The following is a 15,367-nucleotide window of genomic DNA, read 5'->3' as shown; positions in this document are numbered from 1 at the left end:
GTGGAGGCGCACACCCACGAGTTCATCGCGACCGCGCACGAGGACCAGAAGTTCGGCCTGTCGCTGAACGGCGGCGCCGCGGCGGAGGCGGTCCGGGGGGGGGGGGGGGGGGGGGCGGGGGGCGGGGGGGGCGGGGGCGCCCCCCCCCCCCCCCCCCCCGCCCCGGCCAGAGCACCCGGCCGGCTCACCGACCTCACTCAGGGGAACCCTGCGCACATGTCCGCGATCTCGCTCGGTATTCCGTCCCTGCCGCTCAAGCCGCTCGCCAAGCGCCGCTACTCGCGTCAGATCATGGTCGGCAACGTCCCGGTCGGCGGAGACGCCCCGGTCTCGGTGCAGTCGATGACCACCACGCTGACCTCCGACGTCAACGCCACCCTCCAGCAGATCGCGGAGCTGACCGCCTCCGGCTGCCAGATCGTCCGGGTCGCGGTGCCCTCGCAGGACGACGCCGACGCGCTGCCGATCATCGCGAAGAAGTCGCAGATCCCGGTGATCGCCGACATCCACTTCCAGCCGAAGTACGTCTTCGCCGCGATCGACGCCGGCTGCGCCGCGGTCCGGGTCAACCCGGGCAACATCAAGCAGTTCGACGACAAGGTCGGCGAGATCGCCAAGGCGGCCAAGGACGCGGGCGTCCCGATCCGGATCGGCGTCAACGCCGGCTCGCTCGACAAGCGCCTGCTGGAGAAGTACGGCCGGGCCACCCCCGAGGCGCTGGTGGAGTCCGCGCTGTGGGAGTGCTCGCTGTTCGAGGAGCACGACTTCCGCGACATCAAGATCTCGGTCAAGCACAACGACCCGGTCGTGATGATCAACGCCTACCGCCAGCTGGCCGCCGCCTGCGACTACCCGCTGCACCTGGGCGTCACCGAGGCCGGCCCGGCCTTCCAGGGCACCATCAAGTCCGCGGTCGCCTTCGGCGCGCTGCTGGCCGAGGGCATCGGCGACACCATCCGGGTCTCGCTCTCCGCGCCGCCGGCCGAGGAGATCAAGGTCGGCAACCAGATCCTGGAGTCGCTCGGCCTGCGCCAGCGCGGCCTGGAGATCGTCTCCTGCCCGTCCTGCGGCCGCGCCCAGGTCGACGTCTACAAGCTCGCCGAGGAGGTCACCGCCGGCCTGGAGGGCATGGAGGTGCCGCTGCGGGTCGCCGTCATGGGCTGCGTCGTCAACGGCCCGGGCGAGGCCCGCGAGGCCGACCTCGGCGTCGCCTCCGGCAACGGCAAGGGCCAGATCTTCGTCAAGGGCGAGGTGATCAAGACCGTGCCCGAGTCGAAGATCGTCGAGACCCTGATCGAGGAGGCCCTGAAGCTGGCCGAGCAGATGCAGGAGGAGGGCGTCGAGTCCGGCGCCCCGGTCGTGGTCGCCGCCGAGTGACCGGCTGAGTCGTCAGGCGGGGCCGTCCGTCCACGGACGGCCCCGCAGTCTTGCCAGCAGCCGAATGGGGAGTAGGGTCCTGCGGCAGGAGTAACCCAGAGAGGTACGCCCGTGCTCGACCGAGGTGTGATGCTCCCCGGCCCCTTCCAGGTAGCCCGGGCCCTGTCCGCGACCCGGATCCTGGACGCCCCGGATCTCGACGACGCGCTGGAGATCCTCCACCGCGACCCGGTCGCCAACGCCTTCGTGGCCACCCGGGTGGAGGCCGTCGGCCTCGATCCCTGGCGGCTCGGCGGCGAGATGTGGGGCTGGCACGACCAGGACGGGCGGCTGGAGTCGCTCTGCTACGCGGGCGCCAACCTGGTCCCGGTCAACGCCGGGCCGGAGGCCGTCCGCGCCTTCGCCGAGCGGGCCCGCCGGCAGGGCCGGCGCTGCTCCTCGATCGTCGGCCCGGCCGAGGCCGCCGCGGCCCTGTGGGCACTGCTGGAGCGCAGCTGGGGCCCGGCCCGCGAGGTCCGCGCCCACCAGCCGCTGATGGCCACCGACCGGCCCTCCGCCGACATCGCGCCCGACCCGCTGGTGCGCCGGGTGCGGCGGCACGAGATCGAGGCCCTGATGCCGGCCTGCGTGGCGATGTTCACCGAGGAGGTCGGGGTCTCCCCGCTGGCCGGCGACGGCGGCCTGCTCTACCAGGCCCGGGTCGCCGAACTGGTCTCCAGCGGCCGCTCCTTCGCCCGCTTCGACGAGGACGGCCGGGTGGTCTTCAAGGCCGAGATCGGCGCGGTCACCGCCGGGGCCTGCCAGATCCAGGGCGTCTGGGTGGCCCCCGAGCACCGCGGCCTCGGCCACTCCGAGACCGGGATGGCCGCCGTGCTGGCGACCGCGCTGGCCGAGGTCGCCCCCGTGGTGTCGCTGTACGTCAACGACTACAACGTGCGGGCCCGCGCCGCGTACCGCCGGGTCGGCTTCCGCGAGGTCGGCGCCTTCATGAGCGTGCTGTTCTGACCCGGGTCCGATCCGGCGTGCGGGATCAGTGCGGGGCGCGCAGCGGCAGCTCGGCGCCCATCACCGCGTACGGGCGCAGCGTGTTGGGGAAGCGGACGGCGCGGGCCAGGTCCCGGTAGCCGAGCGCCCGGTAGAGCCGCCGGGCCGGGGTCTCCGCGTCGATCGCGGACAGGATCGAGCGGGGCTTGCCGGAGCGCTCGCACAGTGTGCGGATCAGCGAACTGCCCACCCCGCGGCCCTGGTACTCGGGCAGCACGTGCAGCTCGGTGACGGCGAAGACCTCGTCCAGCCAGTGGTCGTTGCCCTGGGCGGCCAGGTACGGCTCGATCACCGTGCTCCACCAGTGCTCGCGCCGGTTGGGCATGCCGTAGCCGAAGCCCACCAGCCGGCCGTCGGCCATCGCGCCCAGCGCGATCACGCCCGGCTGGAGCGCGTGCCGGCCCACGATCGGCAGCCGCACCGCCACCTCGTCCGGCAGCAGCCCGAAGGCGACCGCCTGCACCTCCAGCGCGGCCGGCGCCCAGGCCGCCAGGTCGATGGATTCGATCGTCACCTCGGTGAGCTGCTCCATGACCGGGACGTTACTACTCCGCCGCCCCCGGAGACGATCACTCCCCGCGGTACCCTCCTCGCACGATCACGAACGATCGCCACGGAGGGGGAGAACCGGGATGAACCGTCGTTCGATACTGCTGGGTGCGGGCACGCTGGCCGGGACGGCCGCGGCCGCCCAGCTGGCGCTCGCGCCGGCCGCGGCTGCCGCGGGCACCGCGTCGGTGATCGACGTCCGGGCGGACCCGTACGGTGCGAAGGGCGACGGCAGCGACGCCACCGCGGCCTTCACCGCGGCCCTCGACGCCGCCCGGGCGGTCCCCGGCGGTGCCACGCTGCTGATCCCGCCGGGCGTGTACAAGGTTTCGACCTCGCTGGTGCTGTCCGCCGGCATGACCGTCTCCGCGTACGGGGCCACCGTGGTCCGCGGCGGCAACACCGGCGCCCTGGTGAAGAACGTCGGCCCGGGCAACCCGGCGGCGGGCACGTACCTGGGCGCCGGCCGGGTCGCGGTCCTCGGCGGCACCTGGGACATGGCGGGTGCGACCCACACCGACCAGTGCGACGCGATGGTCTTCGCGCACGCGCAGGACGTGCTGGTTCGGGACTGCGCGATCCTCAATGTGCCGAGCGCGCACGCGATCGAGCTGAACGCGGTGAAGCACGCCCGGGTCGTCGACTGCGTCTTCGACGGCCTGTGCGGCACCGACCGCAACAAGGAAGCCGTGCAGATCACCGGCGCGACCGGCTCGAACAACCTGCCCGCGCCGCCGTTCGACTTCACGCCCTGCGTGGACGTGCTGATCACAGGCTGCACCCTGCGCGACTCCACCGGCGGGCAGGCGTACGGGGTCCTCTGCGGCGACCACGGCACCTTCGAGGGGATGCAGCACACCGGCGTCCGGGTGATCGGCAATCACATCGAGGGCGCCACCGAGGCGGGCGTCCGGGTGGCCGGCTGGCGGCACTCCGCGGTGGTCGGCAACACCGTCACCGGGTCCGCGAAGATCGGCATCCAGGTGATCGAGCACGCCGCGAACACCCTGGAGGGGCTGGTGATCGAGGGCAACCAGATCCTCGGCAGCACCGACCCGAACAGCGGCGGCGGCATCGTGGTGGTCGGCCCGGCCCCGGGCCGCACCAAGGGCCTGGTGATCAGCGGAAACACCGTCAAGGACACCCTCGGCACCGCGGCGGTCTTCCTGCAGTACGCCGACGGCGCCGCCGTCACCGGCAACACCGTGTGGGGCGCCACCCTGGGCGGCAACGTCGACCGGCAGGGCATCCACGTCTACCGCTCGGCCGGCGTCGTGGTCTCCGGCAACACGGTGAACTGCGCCGACGGCGACGGGATCGGGGTGGACGACGGCTCGCTCGGCGTCGTGGTCTCCGGCAACCGGATCACCGACCCGACGATGAACGGCATCGCGGTGAACTGCTCGGACGCCGCGATCCGGGACAACGTCGTGGTGGGGGCCAACACCGGCAACACCGCCGACCGTTACGGCATCCGGATCGGCGGCAGGTCCGCCAACGTCTCCTGCCAGGGCAACGTGGTGCGCAAGGCGCCGACCGGCGCCGCGGCCCCGGCGGCGGTCGCGGCCGGGGCGATCGGCGTGGTCGCCGCGGTCACCGACGCCTGGGTGACCGGCAACGACCTGCGGGGCTGGGGCGGTGGTGCGGCGGCGCTCTACGACGCGGGCACCGGCACCGTCACCACGGGCGGCAACGCGGTCTGACGGCCGCTCACAGCCAGCCGGTGAACTCCAGGCAGAGCTCGGCGGTGGCGCGGTCGCCCGCGGCGAGGGCGGCCAGGCCGGCGTCGGCGCCGCGGAACAGCGCCCAGCCGCGGACCCGGTCCGGGTCGAGGTCGACCGCGTCGGCGAGCTGGGTGATCCGGCGGCGGGCGGCGCCGCGCGGGCCGGGGGAGCCGGCCAGGGTGTCCAACCGGTCCCGGACCAGCCGGGCCAGGTCGTAGGCGCGCTCGCCCACCAGCGGACGGGGGCTGACGGCCAGCCAGGGGGAGCGGTCGGCGGCCAGCACCTTGCCGTGGTGGAAGTCGCCGTGCAGCAGGTACTGCTCGGTCGCGCCGACGAGCAGCGCCCCGGCGGTCTCCAGCGCCTCGTCGATCAGCGGCGCGGCCTCCGGGGCCAGGTCGCGGCGGGCGCGCAGCAGTTCCGCGCGCTCGGCGACCCGGTCGGCGAGCGGGGTGAACGGGTGGCCCGCGCCCGGCTCCACCCAGAGCCGCTGGAGCAGCCCGGCGGCCTCCAGCATGGCCTTGGCCTCGGCCAGGGAGCGCAGCGGGATGTCGCCGTGCAGCCGCTCCAGCAGCAGCATCCCGGCGGCGGGGTCGGCGTCCAGCAGCAGCACGGCGCCCCGGCCGGCCCACTGCCGCAGCGCGACGTGCTCCTGGTCGGAGCCGGCCGGCGAGGCCTTGAGCACGGCGGGTGCCAGGTCGTCCTCGCGGTGGACGTAGCCGATCAGGCTGGAGCGGCCGCCGGGTTCGGCGATCCGCTCCAGGACCAGGCCCCAGCGGCCGAGGTGCTCGGCGAACCGGCCGGGCAGCTCCGCCAGCAGGGCCGGCGCGGCCTCGCCCTGCTCGGCCCGGACCGCGTCGGCCAGCCGCTCGGGGATGGTGATCTGCCCAGGTTGTGCCGGCATGCTGGCCTCTCGCTCGGTCCGTCCCCTGGGGGGGGGGGTGGCTGCCCGCCCATTGTCGGCCATCGGGGCGCGACAGCCGGTCAGGCGCTCGGCGAGGCGCTCCCCGTGCTGTCCGGCGGGTTGCTCGGCGCGCCGCTCGCCGCGCCGTCGGCGGCCGGCATGCCGGGCAGCGCCGGCAGTTCGGCGCCCCAGTGCACGGCGCGCAGCGCGGTCTCCCGCAGTGCGGCGGCGCCCTCGGCCCGCAGCGCCCCGGTCGAGGTGCCGGTCAACTCCACGTAGGCGCCGGTCAGCTGGGTCTCGATGTACGCGGCGAGCTGCTTGGCGCCGGCCGCGTCCTTGACCGCGAACGGCAGCCGGTAGCCGGGCGCCGCGGCGGTGGGGGAGACCCCGCCGTTCGCGAGCAGCCGCTGCCAGCCGTCCCGCCGGGCCTGGTGCGCGGCGTACGAGGCGCGGCCGTCCTCGCGCTGCGGGCCGACCGGCAGCAGCGCGCCGACCACGCCGTAGCCGTAGACCGCGGCGTGCTCGGCGGCCAGCGCCGACTGCAGCGCGGTGGCCTGCGGTGACGGGTACGGGCTGGGCTTGGCGGAGGGGCTCGCGGAGCCGGAGCCGGAGCCGGTGGCGGAGGCCGGTCCGGACGCGGCGGCGGACGGCGAGGGGGAGCCGGAGGCGGCGGGCGCGGGGGCGACCTGGCCGGTGTCGCCGAGCGCGGCGGCGTGCGCGGCGTTGGAGGCGGAGACCGAGGCGAGCAGCCTGGCCAGCTCGGGGGAGGCGCCGTCCAGGTCGGCCAGCCGGGCGGCGGCGGTCTGCCGCTCGGCGGCGGCCAGCGCGGCGACCGAGGCGGCCGGGGCGCCGCTGCCGGAGGGCGAGGGGGAGCCGGTGGCGGCGGGCAGGCCCTGGGCGAGGGCGGCCCGGTGCTGGGCGACGTCCTCGCGCAGGTCCTGCAGGGTGTCCGCCTGCCCGGCGCCCGGTCCGGCGATCACCGCGTCGTAGGAGGCCAACAGCGCGTCGGTGGCCGCGACGGCCCGGATCCGGACCGCGCGGTCGGCGTCCTCGGCCTGCTTGCGATCCTTGTCGCCCTCGTCGGTGCAGCCGCACAGCAGGGACAGGCCGCCGATCGCCCCGAGGGCCAGGAAGCTCCGCCGGGTGGGGGACAACATGGAACGCGCTCCCGGAGTCTCGTGGGGGCCCTGTGCCCCCGTTGTGATGAATCATGACCGGACCCTCACGGTTCCGGAGCGACTACGGAGGCTATCCGCCCATTGTGACCTTGCTCGCAGCGGGGTACGCCGACCGGGGGCCCCGCCAGGTCGGAATCGGCGGTTCGGGGTCCGACCCGTTAGGCTTCGCCGTGAGTTAGCACCTTCGACAACAGCAGACGCGGCCGAGGAGTCACCCGGATGAGCACCACCCCCACCGACCGGCTGCGCGCGTTGTTGGAGCCGCTCGCCGCCGAGGCAGGGTTGGACCTGGAAGAGGTCAAGGTCACCCAGGCCGGCAGCCGTCGCCAGGTGCAGATCGACGTGGACGCCGACGGCGGCGTCGATCTCGACACCATCGCCGAGTTCTCCCGCACCGTCGGGCAGGCCCTGGACGAGTCCGACCTGATGGGCAGTGCCGCGTACCTGCTGGAGGTCGGTTCCCCGGGTGCCGAGCGCCCGCTCACCGAGCCGCGCCACTGGCGCCGCGCCACCGGCCGCCTCGCCGCGGTCAAGCTGGCGGACGGCAAGGAGATCACCGCGCGGATCCTGGAGAGCGACGAGGACGGTGCCCTGGTCGAGGTGCAGCCGGTGAAGGGTGCCGGCCGCCCCAAGGAGCGCCGGCTGGAGTTCGCCGAGGTCGCCAAGGCCCGGGTGCAGGTCGAGTTCAACCGCAAGGACGACGCGTTGCTCGACGAGGCTGCTGACTTCACCGAGGACACGGACGTAGAGGAAGAGGAGGCGTAACCGTGGACATCGACATGACGGCCCTGCGTGGGATGGTCACCGAGAAGGGCGTTCCGTTCGACCTGCTGGTCGAGTCGATCGAGTCGGCGCTCCTCATCGCGTACCACCGCACCGAGGGCTCGCGGCGCCGCGCCCGGGTCGAGCTGAACCGCAAGAGCGGCCACGTCACGGTGTGGGCGCTGGAGGACGCGTCGGAGCTGGAGGAGGGCGTCGAGCCGAAGGAGTTCGACGACACCCCGAGCGGCTTCGGCCGGATCGCCGCGTCCACCGCCAAGCAGGTGATCCTGCAGCGCCTGCGCGACGCCGCCGACGACCAGACCTTCGGCGAGTACGCCGGCAAGGAGGGCGACATCGTCACGGGTGTCGTCCAGCAGGGCAACGACCCGAAGAACGTCCTGGTCGACATCGGCAAGCTGGAGGCCATCCTGCCCCCGCAGGAGCAGGTCCCCGGCGAGGAGTACAAGCACGGCACCCGGATGAAGTGCTACGTGGTGGGCGTCCGCCGGGGCGTGCGCGGCCCGTCGGTCACCCTCTCGCGCACCCACCCGAACCTGGTGAAGCGCCTGTTCGCGCTGGAGGTGCCGGAGATCGCGGACGGCTCGGTGGAGATCGCCTCGATCGCCCGCGAGGCCGGCCACCGCACCAAGATCGCGGTCTGGTCGCGCAAGCCCGGTCTGAACGCCAAGGGCGCCTGCATCGGCCCGAACGGCATGCGGGTGCGCAACGTGATGGCCGAGCTGCACGGCGAGAAGATCGACATCGTCGACTGGTCGGAGGACGCGGCCGACATGGTGGCCGCCGCGCTGTCCCCCGCGCGGGTGACGAAGGTGGAGATCGTGGACTACGCCCAGCGCTCCGCGCGGGTGATCGTCCCCGACTACCAGCTCTCGCTGGCGATCGGCAAGGAGGGCCAGAACGCCCGCCTGGCCGCGCGTCTGACGGGGTGGCGGATCGACATCCGTCCGGACACCGAGGTTCCCGGCGGGGAATCGCAGACCCACTGAAAAGCGTTGTAGCTGTCCTCCGGCGATCATGTGCCGATCAACCGGGCGGCGGCAGGTCCCTTCGGAGGGGTAGACTTGAACGTGTCTGGCCGGACGCATGTCCGAGCATGCCCGGAACGCACCTGCGTGGGCTGCCGCAAGCGCGCGGCCAAGCACGAGCTGTTGCGTGTCGTGGCGGTCGAGGGTGCTTGCGTCCCCGACCCCCGCGGCACACTGCCGGGCCGGGGCGCACATCTGCACCCCGACCCGAGCTGCCTCGATCTCGCGGTACGCCGCCGGGCGTTCCCCAGGGCCTTCAGGCTCCAGGGGGCACTCGACACCACGGTGCTGCGGGCCCACGTCGAGGGGTGAACGCACCGCAGCACGCACCAGCGCACGGCATCGGCACGCCGTGCGTCGTCAGGTACCTCGCGAGATGGAAGTAGGTCGAGATTGCGATGAGCACTCGATGAGTACGCGATGAGTACGCCCATGAAGTAGCGACAGTCCGGCGGACGATTACCCCCCGGACGGATAGACAGGAGCGAAGTGGCTAAGGTCCGGGTATACGAACTCGCCAAGGAGCTTGGCTTGGAGAGCAAGGCCGTCATGGCCAAGCTGACCGAGCTCGGTGAGTTCGTGCGGTCGGCGTCCTCGACGATTGAGGCACCGGTCGTTCGCAAGTTGACTGACGCTTTGGGAGCGACGCCGCCGTCCGGTGGCGCGTCCGCCAAGCCTGGCCCGCGGAAGCCCGCGGCGCCCACCCCTGCCGCCTCCGGCGGCGCCGCGCCCAAGCCGGGCGCGCCCACCCCCGGCCCGCGTCCGACCGTGACGCCGGGTCCCCGTCCCACCACCCCGGCAGCGCCGGCCGCCCCCGCGGCGCCCGCTGCCTCCAAGCCCGGTGCGCCGACCCCCGGTCCGCGCCCGGCTGCCCGCCCGGCAGCGCCGGCCGCCCCCGTGGCGCCCGCTGCCGAGTTCTCCTCCCCGGCCCCGGCCGGCGAGGCCCCCGCCCGTCCGGCCGCTCCGCGTCCGGCTCCGGCGAACCCCGCGGCCCGTCCGGGCCCGCGTCCGGCCGGTCCCCGTCCGGGCAACAACCCCTTCACCTCCAGCGGTGCCTCCGGCATGGCCCGTCCCGGCGCTCCGCGTCCGGGTGCGGGTGCCCCCGGTGCCGGTGAGCGCGGCCCGCGTCCGGGCGGCGACCGTCCGCGTCCGGCCGGTGCCCCCGGTGCCGGTGGCGAGCGCGGCCCGCGTCCCGGTGGCGCTCCGCGTCCCGGTGGCGACCGTCCGCGTCCGGCCGGTGCCCCCGGTGCCGGTGGCGCTCCCCGTCCGGGTGGCGACCGTCCGCGTCCGGCCGGTGCCCCCGGCGCCGGTGCGCCGCGTCCCGACGGGCTGCCCCGTCCGGCCGGCCCGCGTCCCGGCGGCCCGAGCCCGTCCGGCATGCCGCGTCCGAACCCCGGCATGATGCCGCAGCGTCCGGGCCCGCGTCCGGGTCCGGGTGCGGGTGCGCGTCCGGGTGGTCCCGGCGCCCGTCCGGGTGCGCCCGGCGGCGGCGGTCGTCCCGGCTTCCAGGGCCGTCCGGCCGGTCCGGGCTCGCGTCCGGCCGGTGGCGGCTTCGGCGGCCCGCGTCCGGGTGGCGCGGGTGCCGGTGGCGGCGGTGGCTTCGGCGGCGGCGGTGCCCGTCCCGGTGGCTTCGGCGGTCGTCCCGGTGGCCCGGGTGCCCGTGGTGGCACGCAGGGTGCCTTCGGCCGTGGCCCCGGTGGCCGTCCGGCCCGTGGTCGCAAGTCGAAGCGGGCGAAGCGCCAGGAGTACGAGGCCATGCAGGCCCCGTCCGTCGGCGGTGTGATGCTGCCCCGCGGCAACGGCCAGTCGGTCCGCCTGTCGCGTGGTGCCTCGCTGACGGACTTCGCGGAGAAGATCAACGCCAACCCGGCGGCGCTCGTCTCGGTGATGTTCAACCTCGGTGAGATGGTCACCGCGACCCAGTCCGTCTCCGACGCGACCCTCGAGATGCTGGCCCAGGAGATGGGCTTCGTCCTGGAGATCGTCAGCCGGGACGACGAGGACCGCGAGCTGCTCGAGTCGTTCGACATCGACTTCGGTGCCGACGAGGGCGACGAGGACATGCTGGTGGCCCGCCCGCCGGTCGTCACCGTCATGGGTCACGTCGACCACGGTAAGACCCGCCTGCTGGACGCCATCCGCAAGACCAACGTGGTGGCCGGCGAGGCCGGTGGCATCACCCAGCACATCGGTGCCTACCAGGTCACGGCGCAGGTGAACGGCGAAGAGCGTCCGATCACCTTCCTCGACACCCCGGGTCACGAGGCGTTCTCCGCCATGCGTGCCCGTGGTGCCAAGTCCACCGACATCGCGATCCTGGTGGTCGCGGCCAACGACGGTGTCATGCCGCAGACGATCGAGGCGCTCAACCACGCCAAGGCCGCCGGTGTCCCGATCGTGGTCGCGGTCAACAAGATCGACGTCGAGGGCGCCGACCCGACCAAGGTCCGCGGTCAGCTGACCGAGTTCGGCCTGGTCGCGGAGGAGTACGGCGGCGACACCATGTTCGTCGACATCTCCGCCCGCCAGGGCCTGAACATCGACGAGCTGCTGGAGGCCGTGGTCCTGACCGCGGACGCCTCGCTCGACCTGCGGGCCAACCCGGAGCAGGACGCGCAGGGTATTGCGATCGAGGCCCACCTCGACAAGGGCCGCGGCGCCATGGCGACGCTGCTCGTGCAGCGCGGTACCCTCCGCGTCGGTGACTCGGTCGTCGTCGGTGACGCCTACGGCCGCGTCCGCGCCATGCTGGACGAGAACGGCAACAGCCTCTCCGAGGCCGGCCCGTCCCGCCCGGTGCTGCTGCTCGGTCTGACCTCGGTGCCCCGCGCCGGCGACAGCTTCATCGTCGTCGACGAGGACCGCACCGCCCGCCAGATCGCCGAGAAGCGTGCCGCCCGCGACCGCAACGCGTCCTTCGCGCAGCGCCGCGTGCGCGTCTCGCTGGAGGGCTTCGAGGCCGCCCTGGCCGCCGGCTCCATCGAGAAGCTCAACCTCATCATCAAGGGTGACGTCTCCGGTTCCGTCGAAGCCCTCGAGGACGCCCTCGTCAAGCTCGACGTGGGCGAGGAGGTCGAGCTCCGGATCCTGCACCGCGGTGTGGGTGCCATCACCGAGTCCGACGTGGACCTGGCGATGGGCTCGGACGCCATCATCATCGGCTTCAACGTGCGCGCCGAGGGGCGTGCCCGTACCGCGGCCGAGCGCGAGGGCGTCGACATCCGGTACTACTCGGTCATCTACCAGGCGATCGAGGAGATCGAGGCCGCGCTCAAGGGCCTGCTCAAGCCGGAGTACGAGGAGGTGCGCCTCGGCGCCGCGGAGATCCGCGAGGTCTTCCGCTCCTCCAAGTTCGGCAACATCGCGGGTGTCATCGTCCGCGAGGGCCTGCTGCGCCGCAACGCCAAGGCCCGCCTGCTGCGCGACGGCAAGGTCGTGGCGGAGAACCTCTCCATCGAGGGTCTGCGCCGCTTCAAGGACGACGCGACCGAGGTCCGCGAGGGCTTCGAGGCCGGTGTCACGCTCGGTTCGTTCAACGACATCAAGGTCGAGGACGTCATCGAGACCTACGAGATGCGCGAGAAGCCGCGCGCGTAAGCGAGTGGCCCACGGGGCCGGTCGACGGGGTGTTTATCCCGTCGACCGGCCCCGGTCTCGCTGTTAGGGTCCCAGTGCTGGGAATCCTTCGAGGCCTTCAGGTCGGCGAGACCTGCCTTTCATGTTCGTAGGAACACTCACCTTCGACCTGCTCCTCGGCGACGTCCACTCGCTGAAGGAGAAGCGTTCGATCGTGCGGCCCATCGTGGCCGAACTGCAGCGCAAGTACAGCGTGTGCGCTGCCGAGGTCGGGAACCAGGACCTGCACCGCCGGGCCGAGATCGGCCTGGCGGTGGTGTCCGGCGACGCCGGGTACGTCACCGAGGTCCTGGACAGCTGTGAGCGGCTCGTCGCCGGCCGCCCCGAGGTGATGCTGCTCTCCGCACGGAGGCGGTACCACCACGACGACGATGACTGAGCGCGGGTGCGGGAGTCACCACTCTCACACCCGCCAAGGACCGAGAGCGCCCACAAGGCTGGGCGCGGGCGGGTACGTTGGGGGATGGGCCCCACCGGGAGAGGTCATGACCCGGGTACCGCGCTCACTGCACGAGGAGGCAACGTGACCGACACCGCAAGGGCGCGCAAGCTCGCCGACCGGATCCAGGTGGTCGTGGCGGAGACCCTGCAACGGCGCATCAAGGACCCGCGGCTGGGCTACGTGACCATCACCGACGCCCGGGTCACCGGAGACCTGCGCGAGGCCACCGTCTTCTACACCGTCTACGGTGACGAGACCGAGCGGCAGGCCAGCGCGGTCGCGCTGGAGAGCGCCAAGGGCGTCCTCCGCTCCGAGGTCGGCAAGCAGACCGGGGTGCGCTTCACCCCGACGCTGACCTTCGTCGCGGACGCCCTGCCGGACAACGCCAAGAACATCGACGACCTGCTGGACAAGGCGCGGATCTCCGACGCCGCCGTCCGTACGGCCGCCGCCGGCGCCACGTACGCCGGCGACGCGGACCCGTACCGGCAGCCCGCCGACGACGCGGACGAGGACGAGTAGCCATGGCCGGCGAGCCGGCCGGGGCCGGTTCCGCGAGGGCGGTCTCCACTGTCGAGGTGGAGACCGCCCTCGCGGTGCTTCCGGGCCCTCGCACTGAGTCACCGGGCGGTTTCGAGCCGGCCTGGCAGGCGGCGCTGGCGGCCATCTCCGGCGCCCGCGAGATCGACCTGATCTGCCACATCTGCCCCGACGGCGACGCCCTCGGCTCCGCGCTGGCCGCCGGGCTGGCGCTGCGCGAGCTCGGCCACGAGGTCCGGGTGTCCTTCGGCGACGACCCGCAGATCGTGCCGGAGTCGCTCTCCTTCCTGCCCGGCCAGGAGCTGATCGTGCCCGCCTCGGCGGTGCCCGACCGGCCCGAGCTGGTGCTCTGCTTCGACGTCGCCGCCGAGTCGCGGCTCGGTCTGCTGCACACGAAGGCCTTCGCGGCGCGGACCCTGGTCGTCTTCGACCACCACGCCTCCAACCCCGGCTTCGGCGGCGTCCGGCTGATCGACCCGGCCGCCCCGGCGACCGCCGTCCTGGTGGACGAGCTGCTGCGGCGCCTCGGCGTCCCGCTGGACCAGGCGATCGCCACCTGCCTCTACACGGGCGTGGCGACCGACACCGGCTCCTTCCGGTACGCCGCCACCACCCCGGCCACCCACGAGCTGGCCGGCCGGCTGCTGGCCACCGGCATCCGGCAGGACCTCATCTCCCGGCAGCTGTGGGAGACCTCCTCCTTCGGCTACCTGAAGGTGCTGGCCGGCGCGCTGGAACGGGCCGTCTACGAGCCCGAGGAGGCCGACGGGCAGGGCCTGGTGTGGACCTGGGTGCCGTACCAGGACCTGGCGCTGTTCGGCGTCACCGTCGAGGAGATCGAAGGCCTGATCGACGTGCTGCGCCGCCCCGCCGAGGCGGAGGTCGCCCTGGTGCTCAAGCAGGACCCGGACGGCACCCTGCGCGGCTCCTGCCGCTCCAAGGGCGCCGTCGACGTCGCCGCCGCCTGCGCCGAGCTCGGCGGCGGCGGGCACGTGTACGCGGCGGGGTTCACCTCGCGCGAGGACGTGCCCACCACCCTGGCCCGGTTCCGGGCCGCGCTCGGCGTCCCCACCACCGACTAGAAAAGAATCGATGAAGCGCAAGGGCACCGGGCCGGACGGCCTGGTCATCGTCGACAAGCCCGAAGGCATCACCTCGCACGGCGTGGTCGCCAAGCTGCGGTGGCTCGCCGGGACCCGCAAGGTCGGCCACGCCGGCACCCTGGACCCGATGGCCACCGGCGTCCTGGTCATCGGCGTCGAGCGGGCCACCCGGCTGCTCGGCCACCTGATGCTCACCGCCAAGACGTACGAGGCGACCGTCCGGCTCGGCCAGACCACCGTCACCGACGACCGGGAGGGCGAGGTCACCTCCTCGACCCCGGCCGACGGCGTGACCCGGGAGGCCGTCGACGCCGGGATCGCCGCGCTCACCGGCGAGATCATGCAGGTGCCGTCGAAGGTCTCCGCGATCAAGATCGACGGGAAGCGCTCCTACGCGCGGGTCCGCGAGGGCGAGGACTTCGAGCTGGCGGCCCGGCCCACCACCGTGCACTCCTTCACCGTGCACGAGCAGCGCGCGGCCGTCGCCGAGGACGGCACCCCGGTGATCGACCTCGACGTGACGGTGGAGTGCTCCTCCGGCACGTACATCCGGGCGCTCGCCCGCGACCTCGGCGCCGCGCTCGGCGTCGGCGGACACCTGACCGCGCTGCGGCGCACCAGGGTCGGGCCGTACGGCGTGGAGTCCGCGCGGACGCTGGAGCAGCTGGAAGAGAAGTTGGAGGTGCTGCCGATCGCCGAGGCGGCCGCCGCCGCCTTCCCGCGCTGGGACATCGACGCGGACGCGGCCCGGCTGCTCTCCAACGGCATGAAGCTGAAGGCCCCCGGGCTGGGCGTCGACGGCCCGATCGCCGTCTTCGACCCGGACGGGCGCTTCCTCGCCCTGGTCGAGGAGAAGGGCGGCACCGCCAAGCCGGTCGCGGTCTTCGTCGGCCAGAGCTAGATCCACCCAGACGTACCCGGGCGCCCCGCGCCCGGTCGACCAGGAGTCGGCCGGGAGCGGGGCGTCCGCCGTTTCCGGGGCGCGGTCGCTCAGGTGAGCGAGCGGCGCGGTGGTCGGGTTCGCCCGGACGGGCGAGCGCGCGTAGTGAACGGGCGGGGTGAGCG

The 15,367-nt window shown here is 73.6% G+C and carries 14 protein-coding genes; 11 read left to right on the top strand and 3 right to left on the bottom strand.

The genetic code is table 11. The features are described from left to right. The first annotated feature begins 216 nt into the window (after positions 1 to 216). On the top strand, positions 217 to 1,377 hold the full coding sequence (gene ispG / locus ACGFX4_RS38065) for a flavodoxin-dependent (E)-4-hydroxy-3-methylbut-2-enyl-diphosphate synthase (protein ID WP_345697126.1): 1,161 nt from the start codon (positions 217 to 219) through the stop codon (positions 1,375 to 1,377). Between the two features lie 129 nt (positions 1,378 to 1,506). Continuing rightward, entirely contained in the window at positions 1,507 to 2,382 is an 876-nt protein-coding gene (locus tag ACGFX4_RS38060; protein ID WP_393085096.1) for a GNAT family N-acetyltransferase, read from the top strand. A gap of 25 nt (positions 2,383 to 2,407) precedes the next feature. On the opposite strand, the gene ACGFX4_RS38055 is transcribed toward ACGFX4_RS38060, so the two are convergent. Continuing rightward, on the bottom strand, positions 2,408 to 2,953 hold the full coding sequence (locus ACGFX4_RS38055; protein WP_393085092.1) for a GNAT family N-acetyltransferase: 546 nt from the start codon (positions 2,951 to 2,953) through the stop codon (positions 2,408 to 2,410). A gap of 100 nt (positions 2,954 to 3,053) precedes the next feature. On the opposite strand from ACGFX4_RS38055, the gene ACGFX4_RS38050 reads away from it, so the two are divergent. Then, positions 3,054 to 4,673, top strand: coding sequence for a right-handed parallel beta-helix repeat-containing protein (locus ACGFX4_RS38050; RefSeq protein WP_393085090.1), 1,620 nt, complete (start codon positions 3,054 to 3,056; stop codon positions 4,671 to 4,673). Positions 4,674 to 4,680: 7 nt separating this feature from the next. Here the strand turns inward: ACGFX4_RS38050 and ACGFX4_RS38045 are convergent, their stop codons facing one another. Further along, positions 4,681 to 5,595, bottom strand: a complete 915-nt coding sequence (locus ACGFX4_RS38045) for an aminoglycoside phosphotransferase family protein (protein ID WP_393085087.1) — start codon at positions 5,593 to 5,595, stop codon at positions 4,681 to 4,683. A gap of 80 nt (positions 5,596 to 5,675) precedes the next feature. Beyond that, positions 5,676 to 6,752, bottom strand: a complete 1,077-nt coding sequence (locus ACGFX4_RS38040; RefSeq protein ID WP_393085084.1) for a ferritin-like domain-containing protein — start codon at positions 6,750 to 6,752, stop codon at positions 5,676 to 5,678. Positions 6,753 to 6,992: 240 nt separating this feature from the next. Here ACGFX4_RS38040 and rimP point away from each other — a divergent pair, with 240 nt between their 5' ends. From rimP to truB, 8 genes are all read left to right on the top strand, one after another. After that, positions 6,993 to 7,538, top strand: a complete 546-nt coding sequence (gene rimP, locus ACGFX4_RS38035; RefSeq protein ID WP_393085082.1) for a ribosome maturation factor RimP — start codon at positions 6,993 to 6,995, stop codon at positions 7,536 to 7,538. A 2-nt stretch (positions 7,539 to 7,540) separates the two neighbouring features. Then, positions 7,541 to 8,542, top strand: a complete 1,002-nt coding sequence (nusA, locus tag ACGFX4_RS38030) for a transcription termination factor NusA (protein ID WP_393085079.1) — start codon at positions 7,541 to 7,543, stop codon at positions 8,540 to 8,542. Between the two features lie 81 nt (positions 8,543 to 8,623). Beyond that, positions 8,624 to 8,893 carry a YlxR family protein gene (locus ACGFX4_RS38025; protein ID WP_345701835.1) on the top strand — a complete coding sequence of 90 codons (270 nt, stop codon included), beginning with the start codon at positions 8,624 to 8,626 and terminating at the stop codon, positions 8,891 to 8,893. Positions 8,894 to 9,070: 177 nt separating this feature from the next. Continuing rightward, positions 9,071 to 12,178: a translation initiation factor IF-2 gene (gene infB / locus ACGFX4_RS38020; RefSeq protein ID WP_393085076.1), complete on the top strand. Its 3,108-nt coding sequence runs from the start codon at positions 9,071 to 9,073 to the stop codon at positions 12,176 to 12,178. Between the two features lie 121 nt (positions 12,179 to 12,299). Then, positions 12,300 to 12,596 carry a DUF503 domain-containing protein gene (locus ACGFX4_RS38015; protein ID WP_345697119.1) on the top strand — a complete coding sequence of 99 codons (297 nt, stop codon included), beginning with the start codon at positions 12,300 to 12,302 and terminating at the stop codon, positions 12,594 to 12,596. A 144-nt stretch (positions 12,597 to 12,740) separates the two neighbouring features. Next, positions 12,741 to 13,181 carry a 30S ribosome-binding factor RbfA gene (rbfA, locus tag ACGFX4_RS38010; RefSeq protein WP_393085072.1) on the top strand — a complete coding sequence of 147 codons (441 nt, stop codon included), beginning with the start codon at positions 12,741 to 12,743 and terminating at the stop codon, positions 13,179 to 13,181. Positions 13,182 to 13,183: 2 nt separating this feature from the next. After that, positions 13,184 to 14,281 carry a bifunctional oligoribonuclease/PAP phosphatase NrnA gene (locus ACGFX4_RS38005; protein WP_393085069.1) on the top strand — a complete coding sequence of 366 codons (1,098 nt, stop codon included), beginning with the start codon at positions 13,184 to 13,186 and terminating at the stop codon, positions 14,279 to 14,281. 10 nt (positions 14,282 to 14,291) lie between these two features. After that, positions 14,292 to 15,203: a tRNA pseudouridine(55) synthase TruB gene (gene truB, locus ACGFX4_RS38000; protein WP_393085066.1), complete on the top strand. Its 912-nt coding sequence runs from the start codon at positions 14,292 to 14,294 to the stop codon at positions 15,201 to 15,203. Positions 15,204 to 15,367: the final 164 nt, after the last annotated feature.

Source organism: Kitasatospora sp. NPDC048365 (assembly GCF_043200835.1).
Taxonomy (GTDB): domain Bacteria; phylum Actinomycetota; class Actinomycetes; order Streptomycetales; family Streptomycetaceae; genus Kitasatospora; species Kitasatospora terrestris.
Note: the sequence above shows the minus strand (reverse complement) of the source record. Positions and strands in the feature narration are given on the sequence as shown.